The sequence below is a fragment of the Lysinibacillus sp. G1-3 genome, from assembly GCF_056322905.1.
The window spans coordinates 236,197-258,361 of sequence record NZ_JBWHYQ010000001.1 but is presented as its reverse complement, the minus strand read 5'-3'; the positions used below and the strand labels follow the sequence as shown (position 1 = coordinate 258,361).

General features: G+C 32.6%; 27 protein-coding genes and 1 pseudogene. 10 read left to right on the top strand and 18 right to left on the bottom strand.

The window, feature by feature from the left end; translation table 11 throughout:
• The first annotated feature begins 434 nt into the window (after positions 1-434).
• The 5 genes from ACVYAD_RS01220 (at position 435) to ACVYAD_RS01200 (ending at position 5,589) form a co-directional block, all read left to right on the top strand.
• Positions 435-1,514 carry a GerAB/ArcD/ProY family transporter gene (locus tag ACVYAD_RS01220; RefSeq protein ID WP_476424083.1) on the top strand — a complete coding sequence of 360 codons (1,080 nt, stop codon included), beginning with the start codon at positions 435-437 and terminating at the stop codon, positions 1,512-1,514.
• Positions 1,507-2,910 (top strand): spore germination protein, encoded by a 1,404-nt coding sequence (locus ACVYAD_RS01215; RefSeq protein ID WP_476424081.1) that lies wholly within the window; start codon positions 1,507-1,509, stop codon positions 2,908-2,910. The genes ACVYAD_RS01220 and ACVYAD_RS01215 overlap by 8 nt, the downstream gene beginning before the upstream one ends.
• 29 nt (positions 2,911-2,939) lie before the next feature.
• Positions 2,940-4,064, top strand: coding sequence for a Ger(x)C family spore germination protein (locus ACVYAD_RS01210; protein ID WP_476424079.1), 1,125 nt, complete (start codon positions 2,940-2,942; stop codon positions 4,062-4,064).
• A gap of 118 nt (positions 4,065-4,182) precedes the next feature.
• A complete protein-coding gene (locus ACVYAD_RS01205; RefSeq protein WP_476424077.1) occupies positions 4,183-4,314 on the top strand; it encodes a hypothetical protein in 132 nt (43 codons plus the stop codon).
• Positions 4,315-4,431: 117 nt separating this feature from the next.
• Positions 4,432-5,589: a Ger(x)C family spore germination protein gene (locus ACVYAD_RS01200; protein WP_476424076.1), complete on the top strand. Its 1,158-nt coding sequence runs from the start codon at positions 4,432-4,434 to the stop codon at positions 5,587-5,589.
• 58 nt (positions 5,590-5,647) lie between these two features.
• Here ACVYAD_RS01200 and ACVYAD_RS01195 read toward each other — a convergent pair whose 3' ends face one another.
• The 5 genes from ACVYAD_RS01195 to ACVYAD_RS01175 all read right to left on the bottom strand — a co-directional run bounded on the left by ACVYAD_RS01195 (position 5,648) and on the right by ACVYAD_RS01175 (position 8,866).
• Positions 5,648-5,872 (bottom strand): PepSY domain-containing protein, encoded by a 225-nt coding sequence (locus ACVYAD_RS01195; RefSeq protein WP_476424074.1) that lies wholly within the window; start codon positions 5,870-5,872, stop codon positions 5,648-5,650.
• Positions 5,873-6,105: 233 nt separating this feature from the next.
• The gene (locus tag ACVYAD_RS01190; RefSeq protein WP_476424072.1) at positions 6,106-6,882 is read right to left on the bottom strand and encodes a cupin domain-containing protein; all 777 of its coding nucleotides are present in this window, start codon (positions 6,880-6,882) and stop codon (positions 6,106-6,108) included.
• 269 nt (positions 6,883-7,151) lie between these two features.
• Positions 7,152-7,325: a hypothetical protein gene (locus ACVYAD_RS01185; RefSeq protein WP_476424070.1), complete on the bottom strand. Its 174-nt coding sequence runs from the start codon at positions 7,323-7,325 to the stop codon at positions 7,152-7,154.
• A gap of 353 nt (positions 7,326-7,678) precedes the next feature.
• Entirely contained in the window at positions 7,679-7,885 is a 207-nt protein-coding gene (locus ACVYAD_RS01180; protein WP_476424068.1) for a hypothetical protein, read from the bottom strand.
• A 447-nt stretch (positions 7,886-8,332) separates the two neighbouring features.
• Positions 8,333-8,866: a DUF6143 family protein gene (locus ACVYAD_RS01175; RefSeq protein ID WP_476424067.1), complete on the bottom strand. Its 534-nt coding sequence runs from the start codon at positions 8,864-8,866 to the stop codon at positions 8,333-8,335.
• Between the two features lie 466 nt (positions 8,867-9,332).
• Between ACVYAD_RS01175 and ACVYAD_RS01170 the strand changes: the two are divergent.
• The 3 genes and pseudogenes from ACVYAD_RS01170 to ACVYAD_RS01160 form a co-directional block, all read left to right on the top strand.
• Positions 9,333-9,578 (top strand): annotated as a pseudogene (locus ACVYAD_RS01170) (DUF3231 family protein); the annotation flags it as partial.
• Between the two features lie 239 nt (positions 9,579-9,817).
• Positions 9,818-10,084 (top strand): translation initiation factor 2, encoded by a 267-nt coding sequence (locus ACVYAD_RS01165; RefSeq protein ID WP_476424065.1) that lies wholly within the window; start codon positions 9,818-9,820, stop codon positions 10,082-10,084.
• Positions 10,085-10,237: 153 nt separating this feature from the next.
• Positions 10,238-10,561, top strand: a complete 324-nt coding sequence (locus ACVYAD_RS01160; RefSeq protein ID WP_476424064.1) for a ferritin-like domain-containing protein — start codon at positions 10,238-10,240, stop codon at positions 10,559-10,561.
• Positions 10,562-11,026: 465 nt separating this feature from the next.
• On the opposite strand, the gene ACVYAD_RS01155 is transcribed toward ACVYAD_RS01160, so the two are convergent.
• Positions 11,027-11,266, bottom strand: coding sequence for a hypothetical protein (locus tag ACVYAD_RS01155; protein ID WP_476424062.1), 240 nt, complete (start codon positions 11,264-11,266; stop codon positions 11,027-11,029).
• A gap of 252 nt (positions 11,267-11,518) precedes the next feature.
• Here ACVYAD_RS01155 and ACVYAD_RS01150 point away from each other — a divergent pair, with 252 nt between their 5' ends.
• Entirely contained in the window at positions 11,519-11,938 is a 420-nt protein-coding gene (locus tag ACVYAD_RS01150; RefSeq protein ID WP_476424060.1) for a DUF4183 domain-containing protein, read from the top strand.
• Positions 11,939-11,988: 50 nt separating this feature from the next.
• The gene (locus tag ACVYAD_RS01145; RefSeq protein WP_476424058.1) at positions 11,989-12,309 is read left to right on the top strand and encodes a DUF4183 domain-containing protein; all 321 of its coding nucleotides are present in this window, start codon (positions 11,989-11,991) and stop codon (positions 12,307-12,309) included.
• Positions 12,310-12,986: 677 nt separating this feature from the next.
• Here the strand turns inward: ACVYAD_RS01145 and ACVYAD_RS01140 are convergent.
• The 12 genes from ACVYAD_RS01140 to ACVYAD_RS01085 all read right to left on the bottom strand — a co-directional run bounded on the left by ACVYAD_RS01140 (position 12,987) and on the right by ACVYAD_RS01085 (position 21,544).
• A complete protein-coding gene (locus tag ACVYAD_RS01140; RefSeq protein WP_476424056.1) occupies positions 12,987-13,337 on the bottom strand; it encodes a hypothetical protein in 351 nt (116 codons plus the stop codon).
• Positions 13,338-13,930: 593 nt separating this feature from the next.
• Positions 13,931-14,557 carry a hypothetical protein gene (locus ACVYAD_RS01135; protein WP_476424054.1) on the bottom strand — a complete coding sequence of 209 codons (627 nt, stop codon included), beginning with the start codon at positions 14,555-14,557 and terminating at the stop codon, positions 13,931-13,933.
• Between the two features lie 180 nt (positions 14,558-14,737).
• Positions 14,738-15,232, bottom strand: a complete 495-nt coding sequence (locus tag ACVYAD_RS01130; protein WP_476424052.1) for an N-acetyltransferase family protein — start codon at positions 15,230-15,232, stop codon at positions 14,738-14,740.
• 110 nt (positions 15,233-15,342) lie between these two features.
• The gene (locus ACVYAD_RS01125) at positions 15,343-15,531 is read right to left on the bottom strand and encodes a hypothetical protein (protein ID WP_476424050.1); all 189 of its coding nucleotides are present in this window, start codon (positions 15,529-15,531) and stop codon (positions 15,343-15,345) included.
• 18 nt (positions 15,532-15,549) lie between these two features.
• A complete protein-coding gene (locus ACVYAD_RS01120) occupies positions 15,550-16,905 on the bottom strand; it encodes an NAD(P)-binding domain-containing protein (RefSeq protein WP_476424048.1) in 1,356 nt (451 codons plus the stop codon).
• Between the two features lie 84 nt (positions 16,906-16,989).
• Complete coding sequence (locus ACVYAD_RS01115) at positions 16,990-17,211, bottom strand: hypothetical protein (RefSeq protein WP_476424046.1); 222 nt, start codon at positions 17,209-17,211, stop codon at positions 16,990-16,992.
• 102 nt (positions 17,212-17,313) lie between these two features.
• A complete protein-coding gene (locus tag ACVYAD_RS01110; protein WP_476424044.1) occupies positions 17,314-17,595 on the bottom strand; it encodes a Fe-S cluster assembly protein HesB in 282 nt (93 codons plus the stop codon).
• On the bottom strand, positions 17,592-19,361 hold the full coding sequence (gene arsA, locus ACVYAD_RS01105; protein ID WP_476424042.1) for an arsenical pump-driving ATPase: 1,770 nt from the start codon (positions 19,359-19,361) through the stop codon (positions 17,592-17,594). Before arsA ends, ACVYAD_RS01110 begins: the two co-directional genes overlap by 4 nt.
• Positions 19,362-19,363: 2 nt before the next feature.
• The gene (gene arsD, locus ACVYAD_RS01100) at positions 19,364-19,723 is read right to left on the bottom strand and encodes an arsenite efflux transporter metallochaperone ArsD (protein WP_476424040.1); all 360 of its coding nucleotides are present in this window, start codon (positions 19,721-19,723) and stop codon (positions 19,364-19,366) included.
• 1 nt (position 19,724) lies between these two features.
• Complete coding sequence (gene arsC, locus ACVYAD_RS01095; protein WP_476424038.1) at positions 19,725-20,144, bottom strand: arsenate reductase (thioredoxin); 420 nt, start codon at positions 20,142-20,144, stop codon at positions 19,725-19,727.
• 21 nt (positions 20,145-20,165) lie between these two features.
• Entirely contained in the window at positions 20,166-21,224 is a 1,059-nt protein-coding gene (gene arsB / locus ACVYAD_RS01090; RefSeq protein ID WP_476424036.1) for an ACR3 family arsenite efflux transporter, read from the bottom strand.
• Positions 21,224-21,544 (bottom strand): ArsR/SmtB family transcription factor, encoded by a 321-nt coding sequence (locus ACVYAD_RS01085; RefSeq protein WP_476424034.1) that lies wholly within the window; start codon positions 21,542-21,544, stop codon positions 21,224-21,226. The genes arsB and ACVYAD_RS01085 overlap by 1 nt, the downstream gene beginning before the upstream one ends.
• Positions 21,545-22,165: the final 621 nt, after the last annotated feature.

Genomic DNA, 22,165 nt, shown 5'->3' with positions numbered 1-22,165 from the left:
GGAATGCATTGGACATAAAAGGATGACTAAGACCTACTTTTACACATATCGGCTGTACCTCTATATTCCTTCGACCATTGCGCGAAACCTATCCGTTGCTCAAAATGCCCTGACGCTAATATCCCCCCATACTAAATCGCATGATAGTAATGAAACAGATTGTAATATGGGAATATCAAATTATCGAATTCCATAGCATAACGATTAAGCCGTTCATTCGTAAATTCCTTCTTCTCGCATAGTCCTTTTCCAAAACCCTGTAAATAAAAGAACTTCTCCTTTTAAACCTATCTCAAATTATTATGGAGTGAAAGTTTTATTTAGAGATATAAGAAGGTTTATTTGAGTCAATAATAATAAATACTAAGACATGTCCGGTTAAGTTATTTGGCAACAAACATGGAGAGTATTGTTAGGAGGAGGTTTAAGATAAAATGAACAAAGTTATACAACCAATACATGTATATTGTTTGCTATTTTTATCCGTTAGTTTTTTAGCGCATTTTGTTTTAATTCCCACGATTTTCACAGTAGTCGAACGAGAAGCATGGATAAGCGCCTTGGCAAGTTTAATTCCAATATTTCTTTTTGCATTATTTATTTCTAGAATTACATCTTCATTAAATAATATTCCATTCCTTGAATTAAGTTCAGTCCGTTCAGTCCAAATTAATAGACCACTCTATTTATTAATAATTGTATCATGTATATTTTATTTAATTTCATCAACTTTCGTCTCCCTCAAATTTACAATTATTTGGGCTGAAGAAAGCTTTAACTCTGATTACCCATATTTTATAACAGTTATTTTATTTATATTATTATGCTTTTATGGTTCTCTAAAAGGTATCAAAACCATAGCTATCCAATCATTGGTTATTTGTTCACTATACATTTTTTTGTTTATACTCCTCAATTTAGGGAACTCAATGAACAATGAATACGAACTAATATTACCAGTAAATACAAGTAATACTCCGTCCGTTTTATGGGGAATATTATACATATGTATCGGTATTTTAGAAGTGGGGTTTATTTTAATTGTTTTAAATGGTTATGTAAAAGAGAGGTTGAATGGTAAAGGAATATTCGTTTTCTATATACTATTTGTATTATTTGTTTTTATTACAATTGTGACTACTATATCAGAATTTGGCATTTATATAACTCAAAAAATGCTCTTTCCTATAAACGAACAATGGAGAGTTTTGTCATTCGGTAAGTACTTTACAAGAATGGATTCTTTATCTGTTCTACAAATTTTATCAATGGCTTTTATTCGAATATGTTTATTTATGTATATTGTATCTACCTTTTTTAATAACCGAAAATTAATATTATTCATTTGCTATCTTTGTTTAACAATAGGATTATTAATTCCTTGGTCTGTTTCTGACTTTTTATCATTTATAAAAAACATTTATCTTCTTTTTATTTTTGTGTTTTTATTCTTATTTATTACTGGTATCTATGTATTAGAAAAAAAGCAAAAGGGAGTTAAAAACTTTGACTGAAGTTAGTAATAATAAGGATTTTTTTTATAAAGAATTTAGTCATCAATCCAATGTAACGATAAGTAGTAAATACTTTATTTTTAATAACGAAAAACACGAAGTGATTTTTATATATTGCCATAGTTTAATTGATAGTGTTATTTATTTTAATTCTTTATTACCGAATATTAGACTCCTGGCTGAACAAGGGAATTTATATGATGAAGAAATAATAAATCGTTATTTAGAGGTAAAAGAGATAAAAGAGTACTCAACAGATGAAATAAATAGCCAAATTTTCACAGGATTTTTATATTTTTATCATGTTCAATCAAAAAGGTTATATTCAACCAATTTAGCTAAACTACCTGAACGTTCAATTGAAGAATCAAATATGGAAGTTTCATTAAGAGGTCCACGAGATGGGTTTGTTGAAAATATAGATACAAATTTTTCATTAATAAGAATGAGATTAAAGAGTAAAAATTTAACAAGTGAAAACTTCACAATTGGAGACGCGAGTAAAACAAAAGTTTTATTACTCTACATTGATAACTGTATTGATCAAAACACTTTGATTAATGTAAAAAACAAACTAAATAAAATAAAAGTAGATAATATTGCAAGTAGTTACCATATTGAAGAATTACTTTATGATAAGTTGAGCCTCTTTCCCCTCCTTGATTATTCAGGAAGACCAGACTTTGCAGTAAATTCTCTTAATAAAGGTCGTTTTGTCATATTGGTAGATGGAAGTCCAAGCTGTTTAATTGGACCAGTAAATTTATTACTTATTTTGAAAGCACCAGAAGATGATCAAACTAATTTTTTATTTGTGAGTTTTTCACGCATGTTAAGGATTACATCTTTACTAACAAGTATATTTTTACCTGGTTTCTGGATTGCATTAACTGTCCATCAACTTAACCAATTACCTTTTCCCTTATTAATATCGATATCTGCATCTAAAATTGGACTGCCCGTCTCTTCTTCGTTCGAAATTCTTATAATGCTCATCTTTTTTGACCTCTTTCGAGAAGCTGGAATACGTTTACCTAAAGCTGTAGGTCAAACCGTTGCAGTCTTAGGAGGTTTAATAGTTGGTGATGCTGCCATAAGGGCAGGATTTACATCGCCATCAACGTTAGTAATTGGAGCACTTACAGTTATATCTAGCTATACACTAATTAATCAAAATATATTAGGGAATGTATTTTTAATAAGAGTTGCTACGTTAATAATTTCCTCCTTTTTTGGAATGTACGGCTTTGTTTTAAGCGTCATATTTTTCTTAACATATATCTCTTCATTAGAAAGTTTCGGACATCCTTACCTTTCTACATTATATAAAGTTAATATACCAAATCTTATTAAAGGTTTTTTTAAAATGCCATTTAGAAACAAAATAAAAGACTGACTGCTTTTTTAGCAGAAGGGAGTTTATAAATGTCCCATTACTATACTTCCACATTCAAATTAACAATAATTTTTCCTTTATTATTTGTTCTAGGCGGTTGTTTAGGTACGAAGGAAATACAAAGTGAAGTTTATATTACCGCCCTTGGTATCGATTATTCCAATGATACGTATCATTTATATTTTCAAGCTTTCGGATTTACTAATGTTGCGGGCTCAGATCCTGGCATTGCAACAGAGCCTGCTCCAATTGTTGTTGGTCATGGAGAAGGTGAAACTATTCAGGGAGCATTTGATGATATTGAAAAGAATTCTGTTAACCCTATGTATTATGGGCATATACAAACTTTCTTTATTTCCAAAAATGTTTTGGATGGGCATCTGGATGAATTTTTTGATTTTTTTAGCAGGGACTATTATCTACGTTACAATACTCTAGTTTATGGATTTGAAGATGATATTAAAGAGTTAATGAATGTACATGGTCTCTTTTATAAACCACCTTTATTAACATTTCCTTATGATCCAAATGAACAATTATTCTTTAATTCATTCATCTCAACCAGTACTGTACAAGATATGATTAAAAGATATTATGAACCAGTTGGATCAATTATGGTCCCCTCAATAAAAATTAGTAATGATTATTGGATGGAGGATAGTAAAACCAAGGAAATATTAAAAATAAGTGGTGCCTATTTTATTCCACGTCAAAAATTAAATGGTTGGATAAACGAAGAAGAACTATCAGGGTTAGATTGGTTTAATAAAGATTTTAATAACATGAAATTATCAATAAAGGATAAGTCTGTTTCTACGTTTATTGATAATATAAATTATGACATAGAAATTACGGATAATAAAATTCCTAAATACAATATTAATTTGGAAATAAAAGCATCAATCAGAGAAAATCCAAAAAATATTAAAAAAGAAACAATTGAAAACGATATTAAAAACATTGTTATATCACAGTTTCAAAGTACATTTAATAAAGGCTTGGAAATAAACTCTGATATCTTCAATTTTTCAGAAAAGGCTTATCGTTTTAAGTCCCAATCACGGACTATAGATGAATTAAATTCCATTACTGACAATTCTATCGAGAGATTTAATATAAATGTTTTCATAAAAGATGAAGGAGCTAAAAAATAATAAGTTCGTTATTAATAGTGTAGTGTAATTTTAAAAAAATTCTTTTGTTGCATAATCTGAATTAAATATTATATATTTTATGTTTATGAAGTACAAAGTAGAAGACGAGGAAATTTAAATGAACAAATTAGAAGAAGCAACAAATGCATTACTTCAGGCAGGCTATACAATTGAGGAAATTAAAGAAGCTTTTGATGAAGCGTTTAAAAAAGCTATACAATCAGAGACTAACGAGGAAACAGATAACTAATATTGGTTGTCTGTTTTTTATGTACTTTCATAATTCTCCCTTATAACCATCCCTAATTTTGTCTATGCTATAAGTAGCAACTTTTAAATACAAAATACTAAAAGTAGGGATTATAAATTGAAGAGTAAATTTATTTTAATCATAAGTTTAACCGTAATATTGTTACTCTCTGGATGTTGGGATGTCACTGAACCGCAGAGGATGTACTATGTCCATGGAGTCGGTGTGGATTTTAAAGATAATCAATATGAAGTTTTTTTACAATTAATTAATTTTGCCGATGTTGCAAAATCTGAATCGATGAATACGCAAGCAGCAAAGGCAGAAATTGGTCGTGCTAAAGGAAAAAACTTAGAAGAAGCTATTTATAAATTATATAGATCCATTGATCAAGAAGTATTTTGGGGACATATGGCTTATCTAGTACTTACAGAAGAAGCTATGAAAAGTGAACTTGCTATTCCTGTAATCGATAGTTTTTTACGTTTTAGAGAAACAAGATATCAAATGTATATACATTGTACACAAGAACCGCTAGAAGAGATTCTTTTAATATCACCTATATTAGATAAATCACTACCTAATTCGAAACTATCTAGTCCATTAAAAACCGGTTTTTTGGAAGCATATATTGAACCAGTTACTTTTCGAAAGCTAATTGTCGACTTAAATGAACCAAGTCATGAAGTTGCGTTACCCCTAATTTCAATAAACAAGGAATGGAAAGATTCAGAAAAAGAATCATCAAAGGAAACTCACTTACAGGGTATAGGCATACTTTCAAAAGATGGATTTAAAGGAATGATAAAAGGTGATAAAGCTAGAGGTGCTCAATGGATGCGAAAAGAGACAACCCGGGGGGATTTAACCTTCAAGTTAGACAGTAGTGAGGAATATTTAACCGTAGATTTAGAAAAACGTGCTCTTGATATAAAACCAATTGTAAAAAGTAATGAAGTGCAATTTGAAATAGATATCCAAGTCGATGCTACAGTTAATGGTTTTAAAGGTAAAGTTACATCAGATGAAATAAGAAAAGGAATCATTAAGGAACTATCAAAAGAAATAAAAACAACATATGAAGCAGGAGTGAATTTAGACGTTGATATTTACCGGTTATCCGAATACCTTTATCGAGATAATGTTAAAGCATGGAAGCGATTAGAGAAAGATGGAAAAGTACCTTTAACTAAAGATTCGATTAGTAAAATAAATGTAACTGTTAACAAAATAAATCCAGGCAGAAAAACATTTCAAGAAACGATTAAAGAATAAGCTCAAAAAGCACAGGTACTCACCTTTCAGTGAGTGCCTGGACTTTTGTTTATCTAGCTTAATCAAAATCGTTTTCTTCTTCTATTTTTCGAATTACCCCTGTTTTCGCATTTACTTCTACTTCATATATCTTATTTTGAGAAGTCAAAATGAATATTTCATATACTAAAGTACCGTTTTCCATATCCATACCATAATGTATGATTTGACCTGGTACTCTTTGCACGGCAATCTGCATTGCTTGTTGGGGAGAAACTCTTTGATTATATGATGGCAATACCATAAATACATCCTCCTCAATAACTCCTAAGCCTTTCAATCTTCTTAAATTGTCTAGATCATCAATCAAGCACCGATTGAATATCGACAAAAGATGGCAGCATAGTCTTTTTCAGATGCCTACTTGGCAGGTGTAAGACCATCATGAAGTGATCTTGTTTTATAACTGCTCAACTTAAATCAAATAACATTTAAATAAAATATTTCATTCTCTTAGCTTTATCTACTAGTCATTTTCTACATATTTTTACTTTGTTGAAGGAGTTTAGATTCTCCTGTTCTTTCCCACTCTTCTACTGTCTCATACGCTTTTTCAGGAGAATACCCTTTCCCTACAAGAACTCCCATTAGAATAAATTCTTGAAGAATGTGTGTAGAATTTATTCCTCTCTTAACATCCTCTAACCCTTCATTCACCAAAAATTCCGTGTGCTGTATCCATTCATCTGGAGTCTTGCCAAAAATTTTAGTATTTTCTTTACCATGGTCTATTTCTTTTGCCATTGCATCAGCCTTCGTAACATGTACAGTACCAAATGGATGATTAGGAGGAGCATATATCGTGTAAAGCTTTAATGGTTCATTCCCTGTATTCGTGACGTTATGCCATGTTCCTGCAGGAACCATTATTGCAAAATCGTCATAGACATTTTTTTGGAAGTTTAAATTATCAATACTCGCCCCCATTCTAACAACACCCTGACCTTTTTCTATGCGTAAAAACTGATCAACATCAGGATGCATTTCCAAACCAATATCTTCACCTACTTGTAGACTCATTACAGTAACTTGTAATTTTGATCCTGTCCATAATGCTGTACGATAATTATTGTTTTGTTTAGTTATTTTTTCAATATCAATAACATAGGGTTTAGGTCCATAATCCTTTAGTATGTTTCTTTCCTCGAAATAAGGATTTCCTCCTGTGTGCTCTAACTGATTTGGATAGGTCCAGTAAACTGGATGATAACTATAATAATACGTAGGGGCAATACCATAATAAGGATAGTGCATTTACCTCAATCCTCTCAACGTTATAAAATTATATTATGCAGTCTGTTGAAAGAATGTGTAGCTTCAGACATAGCGATATTATTCTAACCATTGTAGAATAGCACTTGACGCTCTTTGTACGCTTTGTCCTCTACCGATAATTTAACGAAGACAAAAAACCCCCGTAAAAGTTAGATTGATGTCTAACTTTTACGGGGCAGTTCATCACGGAGTGGTTTTTTTTTGAGATATTTAACTGAAGAACTCGTATATTTAATGCAACTTATTAACTATTGGTTATTATTTTCGTGATTATTACGCTTATCATTTTGCTTTAGATCTTCTTGATGTTCAGAAGGTTCTTCAGTTGGAGCTGGCTCAGTTTCATCATTAGGTGTATTACATCCAAACAATAATCCAGTAGATAGAATTACTGAAAACGTACCTAATATTATTTTTTTCATGTATTCACCCCATTATAAGAAATTTTTATTCCCTTTATTATTGTCCAAATTATTTTTACGCATACAATATTTTTTAACGACAAAAAAGTTAGATTTAAAATCTATATCACCCTTAAAACTTCAATTCAAAAGTCTCATTGTAAACGTGAAATATTTTATGAGTTTAAATAAGACTTACAATGTAAATACTTAATTGTGTATTTACCAATTGTTATGAAGTTCCCTTTCGAACTTTCATATGACTCCCCCAAAGTCATAACAATTGGTTCTTTTTAATTTTCGTAGTAACTTAGTAACTATAGATTAAAACAATATTTTGTTTAGGTCTATAGAAGAAGAATTGAACTTATACCCTATTGTTTTGAATTACTAGTTAAATTATTTGCTTCAGCTTGTAAAGGTTGATTCATTTGTTGTAATGGCTGCATCATTTGTTGTGCGTTCTGTAGATTTATTTTGTGGGAAATATTCTTTGTGAACTGTTGAAGAGTACCATTTTGCAACCCTCTAGCTATACCCAAAATAGCAGCTCCAATTACACCCCATGTGAAAAATCTCACTAATAAAAGCCTCCTTCCTCAATATTTTTGAAAAAGGCTTAGTATTGAAAATCATGCTAATACTATACTGAACATTTTTTGGACTATTTTTAGTATCTCGAATCATTTACATATCTTTTTTAGAGTAATTGATTGTTTAGATTAAACTTGTTGAGTGAATACTAAAATATGTTAGGGGGAATCGCTATGAACATTAGTTTGATTAACTCCGTTTTCCAATCACCCCAATAGTTTATAGCGATTAACGTTCCAGCCAATTTTCTATATTTGAACTGTTAGTTATTTATGTACGGCTTTCACGTTGTTAAAGCCAGTTATAAAAAGGCACAGGACTTCTATGCGAGCTTCGGCCTCCACAATTAAATTGAATATCCAACAAAAAAACCACTTTCATCAGAGTGGTCTTTTTATAAGATATTTAACTTTAAAGTTCTAGTTAATCTTTTCTTAACAGTTTTTTTCAAACCATCCAAATGCCATTTCTGCCTCGATATATTCATTGTCTGTGTCTGCTGAAACTAAAAAAATAATAAATGATTCTCCTGATGGGAAAATATATTTTCCATCTTCATCACTCGCCAAAGTACTTTGCGGGGGTACTATTCGCTTAAATGCGTTTACCCCTTTTTTAGGAAACCCGTCAACAAGTTCAGCAAACTTAATTTTTACTTTAGGCTTTGGAACTGGAGAAAGGGCTGTGTTTGCAGATGTCACGTTTTTCGAAATCACTGAATTTCCAGGAGGTATTGCATTAAACCAAATTTCAGCAACAAAAGGTTGGTTAGAATGATTCGTAATGGTAAATACATTTACAAATAAATCTACATTCGAATGATGAGGGTTACTTAAGCTCCCCCAAGCATTTTTTCCTTTTCCTAAACAAATTGGTTCAGTTTGACCAACAAAATATCTACCCTGTAATGATTGATATAATGGGTTAGGTATGTTAACAGACTTAATAAAACGGTCATCATTTTTCATATTTACACATCACTCCTTTCCACACTTTATGTAGCATTATTAATTCTTGTGAAACAAAGTACGATTAAAGCTGAAGGTATTATGCTTGAACATTTACTCCTTTCATCGGTCCTTTTATAATTTTATTTGGTTTCATTTCTATTGTGATTGTAACCAAATAATCAATAACTTTACTATCTTATCCTTAATTTCTATCCCCTACTGTTCTGTTATTATAATTTGTATCCCTTCCCAGAACCCGTAGGATTATTCCTTTTTAAACTAAACTTTCATAATAGACACCAAGCGTATAAAAAATAAACCAATTTGGTATTTTACCGCAAATACCATGCTTTTTTTGTAAAATGTACTCGTTTTTAGTTTTTATAATTTAATTTCCTACGATAACCAGAACCACCACCAACTTCGATTTCAAGTTTTCCACGTAGTGGGCTTTCTCCTACTAAATAATCGAAGATATCAATACACTTGTAGAGAAGAAACAAAACAGTTAAAAAAAATATTAAAAACTAACGGCGTTGCTCTCCCACCTGCACCACCGGAGAGACCAGTTGCACGAATTGAGGATATCCCTCATGGCGCTAAATTTAATGATCCAGAAATTAGCGCTGCTATAACAGGTGACATTGCTGCTGGACCAGTTATATGCTGTCAAGTTATGGGGATCTCAACTAGGGAAGATATTGATCTAAAGTGCGATCAATTCCACACAGGTATGAAAACATTTTCATGGTTATCAAAAACTATTTGTTGTATTTCTTATCCAATGAACATGAGATTTTATGATTTTTTAGAGCGATGTTTCAATCGCTCTTTTTTTCATTAATACATCATATTGATCAGTACCACTATCAAGCCTACAATAAAATTTATATCGTCACCTTTATTTCCTTTAATACATAACATACAGTTGAGGTAATTTATCACTATGAAAATAAAGGGGATAATGTAATGAATAATTATAAAAAATATCCACAACAATCTTTAGAACCAACAGAAATTCAAATAGCCAGACTTGCATATCTCGGAGCTTCAATCGCAACATTAGGCGACGGTCTGTCTGCTGTTGCAGCAGGTCTAGCGCTAAATGCTTTAGAAAAATCGAATAACCAGAATCTTCAAAACCAAAATAGTGATCAATCTAAGGAGCTAGATGATCTTCAAAAACAGATAGATTTTTTAATAAAAGAATTAAAACAAGTAAAAAAAATGATTTGATAACTGTAAGTTCCTTTTAAAAAGTGGTTTTGAAACATTAAAAAATGGGGTGTAATCTTTGCAAAACGTTGTACAACCAAATTCAAACAATAAATTTTCTATCTTGTTAAAGCCATTAATGGCGAATATAATGCTATTCGATTTTACGAACATTTGGCTCAACTTGCTCCAAATGAGGAAGTTAAAAATCGTATTCTAGAAATAAGAGAAGATGAAATAAGACATTACAAAGGCTTTGTTTATACTTATACTTACCTTACTGGTCAACAACCTTCTCCACAAATAACCGAGCCATTACCACTTGATTTTAAAAGTGGCATCGTAACTGCTTTTAAAGATGAACAAGAAGCAGTTGAATTTTACCACCGTGTAGCTAGAGAATCTAATATTCCGTATATCAGGAATCAATTTAGTTCAAATGCTTCAGACGAACAGAATCACGCAGTTTGGTATTTATTCTTTATTAACCAATATTGACGGAGCCATCACCGACTATTCGGTAGTTTCTTTTATTTCTTAGCTTTATGTAAATACTGAACAATATCTTTCTTTTGGTCCTCACAATATTCTGGAATCACATTCAGAATTACAAATTATGGAATATTGAAGATAATTAATTATAGGGTTTTCTTAAATCATTATTGAAAAAACATCATCTTATTATACAAAATAAGGTTCTTTTGATGCATATCTTCGGAGTGTCAAACGCTAACAAAAGAATCTTTTTAAATACATAAAAAAATGCTATTTTCATAACTTTTCTTTCATTAGAAGACCTCAAAAAGGCTTAGGAGCATCTCCTAAGCCTTCATTCATTTTTTAAAATCTCATCTATCCTTTCACATCAGATTAAATTGAATTTGCAATTTAACCGAATGTTTCAGGTGTTACTTTATTGGCTTCTTCTTTATATATCCCGAGTATATATTGTAAATTTTTTTTTTAAAAGTTAAACATTCGGTGTTCAAAATATATTCCTTTCGTTCCATCTTGAAGTGTATATTTCTTACCTTCAAAGTTCAATTTATCTTTTAGTAAACAAATATCAATTTTAAATATATTTTCTTTGATATCTTTATTAACAAACCTTATTGCAAAGTTATCATTCATTTTATATTCTTCGTCTTCAAAAAATCTACCATACTTATGCGGAAAAGAAATAGGAAGTAATAATGTTGCCAACTTTACAACACAATTAGCATGTTCCCCCGTATTCTTCAAAATTATATTTTCATAGCTTTCATTTATTTTAGGTATTGAAAAAATCCCATCTTTTCATAAAAAAATTATTTAGTTCTCTTTGATAGACATATTACCAATCACCTTCCACATTAATTCATAAAATATTAGTGAATGAGCTTTCTTAATTAATAAGTAACAAACGCCTATAACTTACGGGGTTACCAACATATTACGAAATGGAGGTGACAAATAATGAAAAAAGTGGACCCACAAAATTTGATTTGTGACAGTTGTTGTGAAAATAACCGAATATTTTTGCCCCGTATAAAAGCTGTTGACATATGTTCTATTCAACCTCCGCCAGTGGTTATCCCTGAAGGAACTATTATTCCAACGATAAATAGATATTTCTATATTGTTACAGAAGATATTGATTTAACAAATGGAGTAACCCTTCTAGCTAACTTATTTACAGATGATAATGGCGATCCAGTATCAGAATTCAAACTTTTTAATCCCAATGGCTATGTCAATCTTTACATTAATGCAGTGATGCAAGAGGGCGGTGCATATAAAGTAACCCCTGATTCGTTAATCCTTAATCCATTTAGTGCAACAATTTTCGCTGGAACTCCCATCATTATTGAATCATTGGGTTTCCAACAAATGTGATATAAAAATCCACTAAATTATTCTTTTTCTTTTGAAAGGAGGTGAAAAAAATGGCACTTTCCATTATTAATATTCATGTAAACGTTAATAGTACTTCCACAAGATTTTTTGATGTGTTAGCAGCAGATTTAACAGTTGCTGACGGTACTACAGTCCCTGCAACTGCCTTTCTAGATGATAGTGGGACTGCTGCGACTGCTTTTCCTGTAGTAACACACGGCTACTATAATTTCTATATCAACGGTGTATTACAAGAAGGTGGTTCGTATACCATTTCTGCAACAGAGCTAACTTTTAACGGTGTTACTGGCACAATCTCAGCCGGAACTCCATTAGTAGTAGAAGCTGTAGAATTAATTACACAAACTTAATGATTAATTTTTACCTAATCGCAAGTTGAAAATGTCTAGCCTTTCTTCTACTTTTTGTACAAGGGTCACTTTTATTTCAAGTGACCCTTTATTTTTAATCGGCGCTAAACTTTTCGTCTTAATAAAACTAAAGGTTGGTTAGTGCCACCACCATTACATGTAGATTATCCAGAAAAGTAAAAATGATTTACCTGACAAACCTTCTCCTGCAACTCAAAAAAGGTTCTTTTGATGCATGTCTTGGGTGTGCCAAACGCCAACAAAAGAATCTTTTTAAATACATAAAACAAGTGCTATATTAGAAGACATCAAAATGGCTTAGGAATATCTCCTAAGCCTTTCAATCTTCTTGTAGTGTCCAACGTATATGAAGACCAACTTGACCCTATGCTACTTTTGCACAGTTACGCACCATTCGCACGTAGTTTGTTTATTTATATACTGACATCCTTGTAAAGGGTTATATATTTTTGTTGGATGTTCATGTGTAACAATATACTCAGGTTTTAACGTTTTTGAAATCCATACTGCAAAGTTGCTATTTCGAGGATTATAATGTTCAGATATAAGATCTACTTGATATTGCGGTAATAAGTCTATCGGTATATCACAAACAAAAATGGTAGGGATTCCGCTATTGGACAACATATCGTGATATTCCCCATATATGCCTTTATCTAATTGCCCAGCAATTGCGGCAAGGTATTCACTCCCCCAACATAAAAGTGTCCGCTTAAGTTGAGTAGTTCTTCCTTGAACAAGCTAAAATAGACATGCTTGGAATCGGAAACTTGCAGTGTAGAGTCATTATCCATAACCATGTCTACTGATATTCTAAAAGTGTCAGCTGCAATTTTACGCATTTCCTCTACTTGAATAGGTATTATCCCCTCTACAAAGTAGCTTTCCATATCAATAGGACGACAGGCATGATATGCACGGATATGCGTGTAATTTCTAAGGTCAATTCCTTGTTTTTTATTTTCTTTATCATCAGGAACAAATACTTTTTTGTTGCTATACTCCATCGTTCTATCCTCCTTGGCAATACTTTTCAATTATTCATTGAATAGGACATTTAAAAAGTTTGATCTTTTTTGCTACGTTGCTCCCCAACAACGATTCCTTGTTTTTATGTATTAATCTTAGACATTTTAAAATAAGTCTCTTCTTCTTTTAGTTTATTATACAATCAATATATAATAGGATGACCCTTTTCAACGTTTCTAATTGGATAGTTGCCTTGTATGCTTTCTTATTTTCCTTATATCTATAACTAAATCCTAAACTATCAATACAATCTATTTCTAAAGGGATTTTACTGAAAATCAACTCAGGAAGCACTTCTATATCATTATCAAACCTTATCAATAGTCTTACTGGATGAGGACTTTCCTCTTAAAAGAATGCTATTGTATCCAGGGCTGGTATCAGCATTGGTGAAATTCTATCAATTATTCTATTATCATGGATACTAACGATTTCAATGTCGAAATAATCAGTCAATATGTATTTGGGGCTATTTATTTTTAATATAACATTCTTCTTATAACATTCGTTCTGAAAATCTTTATCTCCTTTTAATAGGGTGAATATCCCATTAATATTTTCTAATTGATCATCAAAATAACTTTCCCAATACTCCGGTATTTAAAATTCGGTTACATCTAATAATTCTAATAACCATTCTATAAGATTTTTGAAGATGTTTAATGGATTCAGAGTCAACATGTAAATAATTTAAATAGAACTCATTAATAAGTCTGTAAGCATTATCAATGTCCACCATTATTTTATAAAACTGCATTCCGGAAACATATGCAAAATGAGTAATTGAATTACGAACTTTATTAAGTGCTCTCATTGTTTGTACAACATGAGAATCTTTTAAATCATATAGAAACTCAATTCTATTTATTGTTTCTTCATAAGTAATAGTTTTAACACCAGAATTTTGAACCAGTGATACAAACTCATGTAAAGATCCATTTAAGCCTAATTTTTCTTTTCCTTTTATAACTTTTAATATATCATCTGATTTGCTAATATCAAAAATCAATAAATCATTGTGATTACTTAAAATCAATTTATTGAATATTTCCAAAGCATGCTGTAAAAATATAACACTGGCTTTTAAATGAGTACCTGCTGCATGTTCATATTTATTATCAAAACTCACATATTTTTGATATTGTTCAAGTGAAAATCTATACGAATCAATTCCGTTTTCAATCATACCAAATTCCAATTTATATCAACTCCCGAATAACCCCTTTTATGAACTATCTTCTCATATAGGATTTAAAATTATAATTCTAACGGTTATAATACAAGTCCTTTAATCAGACCTCTTGTATTTCCACCATCGAAAAATTATACCAAATAGAGGATAATTTAGAAATCGAAATCCAAAATATGTTCTATTTCACTAGATTATTTTCACACTTCTTTTCTCCATTATAATCGTATCATGCCATTTCCCATGTATCTGAGCAATTTTTTCTCTCGTACCCACTATTCTAAAACCCATCTTTTTATGTAATTGAATACTAGGGGTATTTATTGCAAAAATAGATGATTGGAGCGTCCAAAAACCTTGTTTTTCACTCTCCTCAATCAACATACAAAACAACTTTGAAGCAATCCCTTTCCCTTTATTATCATTCGATATATATATACTTACTTCTCCAACTCCCCTATAAACCTCTCGAGTAGATACAGGTGAAATCGCAATCCAACCTACCACTCTATTGTTGATTTCTGCCACAAAGCGTAAAGTTACATGATGCCTTTCGTCCCATACTCGTTCGCTTGGTATATTTGTTTCGAAGGTTGCCATCCCTGTTTCTATTCCTTCTTTATAAATCTTTAATACCTCTGCTAAATCTTTTTGCTCCATCTTACGAATAAATACTGCGTTCATTCAAATCCCCCTTATTATGTTCAAAAGGACTGCTAGCTTTCGCTAACAGTCAAGTAATTAAACTTTATAGATTTTCCACATCGGACTTACCTATTTTATATTGGTACTAGTTATGTTTCTTTTTTCTTATCCCAAATGACATATATAATAAACGCTATAGGTCCAGTTAAAAAAACACCAATTAACCATATTAGAAAATGTTGTTTACTTATTTTATTTTTCAGATATTCAAGTGTAAAATATGAAAGCATTAAAATAATTAACAAATATATTCCCACTATAAATAGCTGATCAAACAAACATATCCCCCATTCCAATTAACTACATGTATTTGATTTATTTACAAGATTAATACTACATACCCCTGTTTCCGGTAACTCTAATTCTACACGTTGGGAAGCTTCATCATCCCCTGAAAGATACGCAGTTATTGAACGGACTTGTTCATAGCCTGTTGCCATTAAAAATGTTGGTGCGCGTCCATAACTTTTTGCACCGACAATATAGAAGTCCTTTTCTGGTTGTCGTAGTATTTCTTCTCCATGCGCTCGAACTGTTCCACAACTATGCTCATTAGGATCAATTAGTGGTGCTAATGCTTGCACACTCTCCGTTGTAGTATCAACGGAAAGACGTAGTTCGCTGTTAATTGTAAAATCTGGTCTATTTCCTGCATTTACAATGAGCTCATCGAATCCTGTTAATACTTTCTGTTCTCCATTTAAAGTACCAACAATATTTATTTTTCCATCTTTTTTCACCATTGAAATAAAGAATGGTGTAACTACTTCAATCTTACCTGTATCTACTAATTCGTGAATACGTATACCTAGAGCACCACGTGCTTCCAACGCATCTTTTTCTTCGCCACCATATGCTTCTTCTACAGATTTTTTACGCATAATCCAAACAAGTTTCGTTGAAGGATTCTCTTTTTGTAATTCAGCCAAAGATAATAAGGTATTGATAGCTGAATGACCGCCTCCAATAACAGCAATCTTTTTGTTCGCGTATCTAGTAGAATTCCTTTTTATATCAGGAATTCCATACTCGATGTGATCTACTAATACTTTTTCAGTTTGTAGCCAAACACCTGTTGAGTTTGCTGGATTCGGATTCCCCCACGTACCGGTTGCATCAATAACAGCTTTCGCCTCAATGATATTTACGTCTTCCCCCTTTTCAACATAAATCTTAAAGGACTGATTTACTCTATTTTTTGATTTCATCTTATCATTCAATTGACGTGAAATCCCCACTACTTTTGAGTTTAGTTGAATGTAAGATTTTATTTGTGCTAACTCTGCTAAAGGTTTTAAATAGAGATCAATTAACTCATGTCCTGTCGGTATAGTTTCTAAGTCAGGCTCTTTCCAATCCGTACCCTCCAGTAAAGCTTTAGCAGCTTTATTGATGTTATATAGCCATGGAGAAAATAATGTGACATGACCCCAAGTACGAATATTATGAGCAATTTCTTTACCAGACTCTAATAAAATAAAGGACTGATTTTGTTCCACTAAATGAGCAGCTGCAGCTAACCCGATTGGACCAGCACCAATTATCACAATAGGTAAATTCTTATTTAAATCATTAAAAGTTTCTTCTACCTCAATGTCTTTAGCAATAGTACAACAAGAATCATTTTGTTTGAATACTTTAAGTGTTTTCATAAATAAACCCTTCTTCTCTATAAATTTTTAACATAAGCATTTTCTTATATATAGTGTATTTTTATTCAAAATTTCCTGACGCAATCAACATGCTTCAATCTCACACATTTTTTTCTCAATTTCTATTTTAGCTTTCTCGAATTGGGACCATGTTGAAGAACCATACCGTTCTTTATCTCCTTTAAAGAAGAAATCAAAAGCAAACGAATTGGCTTGAGCTACTGTATATTCCCTACTAGTCATAATAAGAGTCAAATAGGAAATGAAATATTCTTTTGTTAACACACTGGCATGATTTACTGGCATGATTTACTGTCATGATTTTTCATCCCCCTATTTATCAGCTTAAAAATTTGCTGTGACAATGTATTTTTTACCTTTACTCATTGATGCGGAATATCAACTTCATCAGCAAGATTTTGGTGAATACCCTAATAACACTAATCCTAGTTCGCCATTCTCTTCTTCTGCATGAATTGTGACTTCTATTAATTGCGGTGCAATATCTGGATGGATTGCAACTTCGATACCTTCAATTGTCTGTACAGCATCTTCATTTGTTGGTGCTTCTAAGCCCACACCTAAATTAACTCCACAGCATCCTGGAATGCCGAAGAAACGCAGTGTTTTTACCTCAGAATCAGCTAATACTTGCTCTAAATAATTTTTACCTTCTGGACTCATTTTCATTTGATGTTCTCTCCTTTAAGTTCATGTAAACCTTTTGTTCCTACTGGTGGCGTTTTTACCCATGGAATTGCCACGAATTGATTGTTGCTGATGGATTTGATTTCTTCTAACCATTTTGTTTCAGCTTGTTGCTTTTGTATTAATGTTGGACTAGTTGTTTCAATAGATGAAAATGTCTGATTGACAACCCACCAATCAACGGATAATCCAGCACGTTGTAAATCTTCCCGTAATCGTGTTGCTTCAAAAACAGGTGTTGCTTCAGGCAATGTTACTATTGCTACACTTGTATAACTCGCATTACGTAACCGTGGTAACAGGTTTGAAACAGCTGGAGGGATGTCACCTTGCGAACGGCTTATCTCACGATGATAGGCTTCAGTCGCATCTAGTAACAACAATGTATGTCCTGTTGGTGCAGTATCAATAATAATGACTTCATCTTGATGATTTTCTACAACATTGGCAAAAGCTCGGAATACGGCAATTTCTTCTGTACAAGGGGAAGTCAAATCTTCTTTAACAAATGCTATGCCTTCTTCATTCATCGTTTCACTTGCCTTTGCAAGCACTTCTGCCTCATAGTTTGCAACTTCTACTTTCGGATCAATACGACTTACCGTTACATTTTTAACTTGGTCATCACCAAATGTCCAATTTAAATGAGCAGCTGGATCTGTCGTAGTTAAATGTACGTGCATACCCTCTTCTGCTAATCGAAGGGCAATATACGAAGCAACTGTTGTTTTACCAACCCCACCTTTACCCATCGTAAAAATAAGCTTCGGTTTACGTTCTACATAATCGGCAATCATTTCTTCAACTTCAGGAATCGTTGTTCCTTTTTCTAATTCATTTTCATGTGTGATATCTTGGTCTGTCATCCATGCTTGCATACGCTCAATACTTGATAATGAGTATGGTACAAACGGTAAGTAATATTGTTCAAACTGTTTTAGCTCATTAGGAATCACCTTTAATGCCTCAGTTTGACGAGCAATGAATGCTTTCTCAATTTCATCATAAGAATTAACATTTTCCATATATCCATTAATTAGTAAAATCTGATTTTGAATACCGATTTCATACAGTTCATGAGAAGCACGTGCTGCTTCTTTTAAAGGGTTTCCATCTGGACGTGTCACTAGCATTAGTGTCGTTTGATTGCCATTTTTCAAACGTTCAACTGCCTCTTTATAGATTTCACGTTGTGGCTCTAGTCCTTTTAACGGACCTAAACACGAAGTACCAGTAGTGTTGTCATCTAAAAACGTAGACCATGCAGAAGGTAGTTGTAATAGACGTAATGTATGCCCTGTTGGAGCTGTATCAAACACGATTGTATCGAAATTTTCAATCACTGAACGATCTGTTAATAGTGTTGCAAATTCGTTAAATGCTGCAATCTCAACTGTACATGCGCCTGAAAGTTGCTCCTCCATATTTTGAAGGACCACATCAGGAAGTTTCCCACGGTACGGACCAACCATTTGCTCTTTGTAATGTTGGGCTGCCTGTTCAGGGTCTAAATTTAAGGCAAATAAATTATCTATACCTTCTATTTTTGTCGGTGTATTAGAAAGCGTTTGATTGAAAATATCTTGCAAGTTGGATGCTGGGTCCGTACTAATTAACAGCACCTTTTTTCCTTCACTTGCAATTGCTATTGATAAACTGCAAGCAACAGATGTTTTACCAACGCCCCCTTTCCCTGTAAAAAAGAGGAAAGGAGTGTCCGGAAATTGACTTCTTGTAAAGCGTTCCACTTTTACGCATCTCCTTTTAGTGATAAACGTACTTTTGGTTTTTGTACTAATTCTTCTTCAGAAAGTCCTGACCACTGTGAAAATTGTGCATTAGTAGGGTATTTTCCTTTGCAAATTAGCTCTCCATCTACAAATGTTGCTGGTAGGGCATCCATACCTTCTGACATTAATAACGCATTAACAGCTTCATTTTCTACAAAAGCACTAGGCTCATTTGTAAGATTAAATCGTTCAGCTTCTATATTTGTTTTCTTTAAATTATTCATCACAAATGACATACGTAATAATTCTGGATCAATAGATGGTCCACATACACCTGTAGAACAGCACATTGCTGGCTCATAAATATGAATTTTTTTCAATTTACTTCAGCTCCTCAGTTATAAATTGTTCAATACGTTTTCCAATAGCATCGCGTACGTTTTGGAAAACTGCCCACTTCTCTTCTTCTGTACCTGTAGCTTTCGCAGGATCTTCAAATCCCCAATGCTCTCGCCGAACGTGAGATGGCGTCATCGGACATTTGTCAGCTGCATCTCCACAAAGTGTAACAACTAGCGTTGCGTTGTTTAATGTTTCGATATCAATTAGGTCTGATGTATGATTCGAAATATCAATTCCTACTTCCGCCATAGCTTTGATAGCATTCGGATTTACTCCATGTGCTTCTATACCAGCACTTTTAACTGTCCAATTACTAGGCAATAATTTTCTTGCCCACCCTTCAGCCATTTGACTACGACATGAGTTTCCTGTACATAAGAAATAAAGTGTGTTTGTCATATTAAGTGCTCCTTATGATTCTTATAATTTAATAGTTTTAAAATATTTCTTTTGCCATCGTAGAGCAACCCATACAAGTCCAATGAGTACTGGTACTTCGACAAGTGGACCAATAACAGCGGCAAAAGCTACGCCACTATGAAGTCCGAAAACGCCTACAGCTACAGCAATTGCCAACTCAAAGTTGTTACTAGCGGCTGTAAAAGAAAGGGCTGCTGTGACGGGATAAGATGCACCTACTTTACGTGAAGAAAAGAATGAAACTGCAAACATTATCACAAAGTAAATAAATAATGGAATAGCAATTCGTACTACATCAAGTGGTAGTTCCACTAATTTCTCGCCCTTTAAGGCAAACATCATCACAATAGTGAAAAGCAGTGCAATCAAAGTAAGTGGAGAAATCTTAGGTAAGAATTTTTCTTCATACCACTGTTTCCCTTTTGTTTTGATACCGATCCATCGTGTTAGAATTCCGGCAGCAAATGGTATTCCTAAGTAAATAAGAACACTTTTCGTAATTTCCCACATTGAAATTGACACATTAAAATTCTCTAAACCAAACCAACCAGGTAATACATTTAAGAAAAAGTAGGCAAAAATCGAATATGTTAAGATCTGAAAAATTGAGTTAAATGCAACTAAACCAGCTACATATTCACGGTCTCCACGCGCTAAATCATTCCATACGATTACCATAGCAATACATCGAGCTAAACCAATCATAATAAGCCCAGCCATATATTCGGGATAATCTCGTAAGAAGATTATCCCTAAAAAGAACATTAAGAACGGTCCAAGTAACCAGTTTTGAAATAACGACAGTAAAAGTACCTTCCAATCCTTAAACACTCGCCACATTTCCTCATATTTCACCTTCGCTAGTGGTGGATACATCATCACGATAAGTCCTATGGCAATCGGTATGGATGTTGTACCAACCGACATGGATTCTAATGCTTCACCAATATTGGGCATTGTAATACTAAATAAAACGCCAATACCCATAGCAACAAAAATCCAAAGAGTAAGGTAGCGATCTAAAAACGAAAGCTGTTTTGTTAAAGATTCATTACCCATTAATCTCCCTCCCCTATATGTGTACAATCAGAGCCACAATTACATCCATTTAATGGCTCAATTTGTTCTAAAATGCCCTCCATAAGTGGCGTCTGTTCCTCCACTAAACGATAATGTTTCCATGTACCAACCTTTCGTTCGGTAATAATACCTGCTTCCTTTAATTTCCGAAGATGCTGACTAACTGCTGGTTGTGAAATGCCTAAAACATCCACAAAATCACATACACATACCTCCCCTTTTTTCATACATGCAAGTAATTTAATACGGTTCAAATCAGCTGCTGCCTTTAGTTGTTTTTCTATTAGTGTGTTTTCCATATCCGCTCTCCTTATATAACCATTTGCTTATATTTTTATTTTAAATAAAATCACCCAAATACTTCCAGGTGATTAAATCAATATATAACTATACGCTTATATTATGCTTCCATTTCTTAAATTGCAATAGTTATATGGGAAAAATTTTTAAAAAAATTACTGCTTACAAAAAAAGAACTGTTTTGGAAATTTAAATCTTCCACATGACGATGGGACACTTATATAGGCACAATTTCTCCACTGTTTTTTGTATCCTTTTTATCTTCAAAATTATTGTCGAAACCTTCTCCTCCAACTCAAAAAAGGTTCTTTTGATGCATGTCTTGGGTGTGCCGAACGCCCACAAAAGAATCTTTTTGAATACATAAAACTTATGTTTATAATCATAACTTTTCTTAATTTGAAAACCTTCAAAAAGTATTTAGCCCAGTCACCTATTGTGAAAGATTTGTTGCTTAAAAGAAAAACCAGAGTGAAGAAATCCATTACAAAGATAAATTGTAACTTTACTTATGACGTAGATTGAAGATTCAAGCAAAGTTAATTTTCTTTTTCTCCTAATTTTCTTAAAGTGTCTATAGTAATAGACTGAATATAGAAGTAATATTATTCCTGATACTT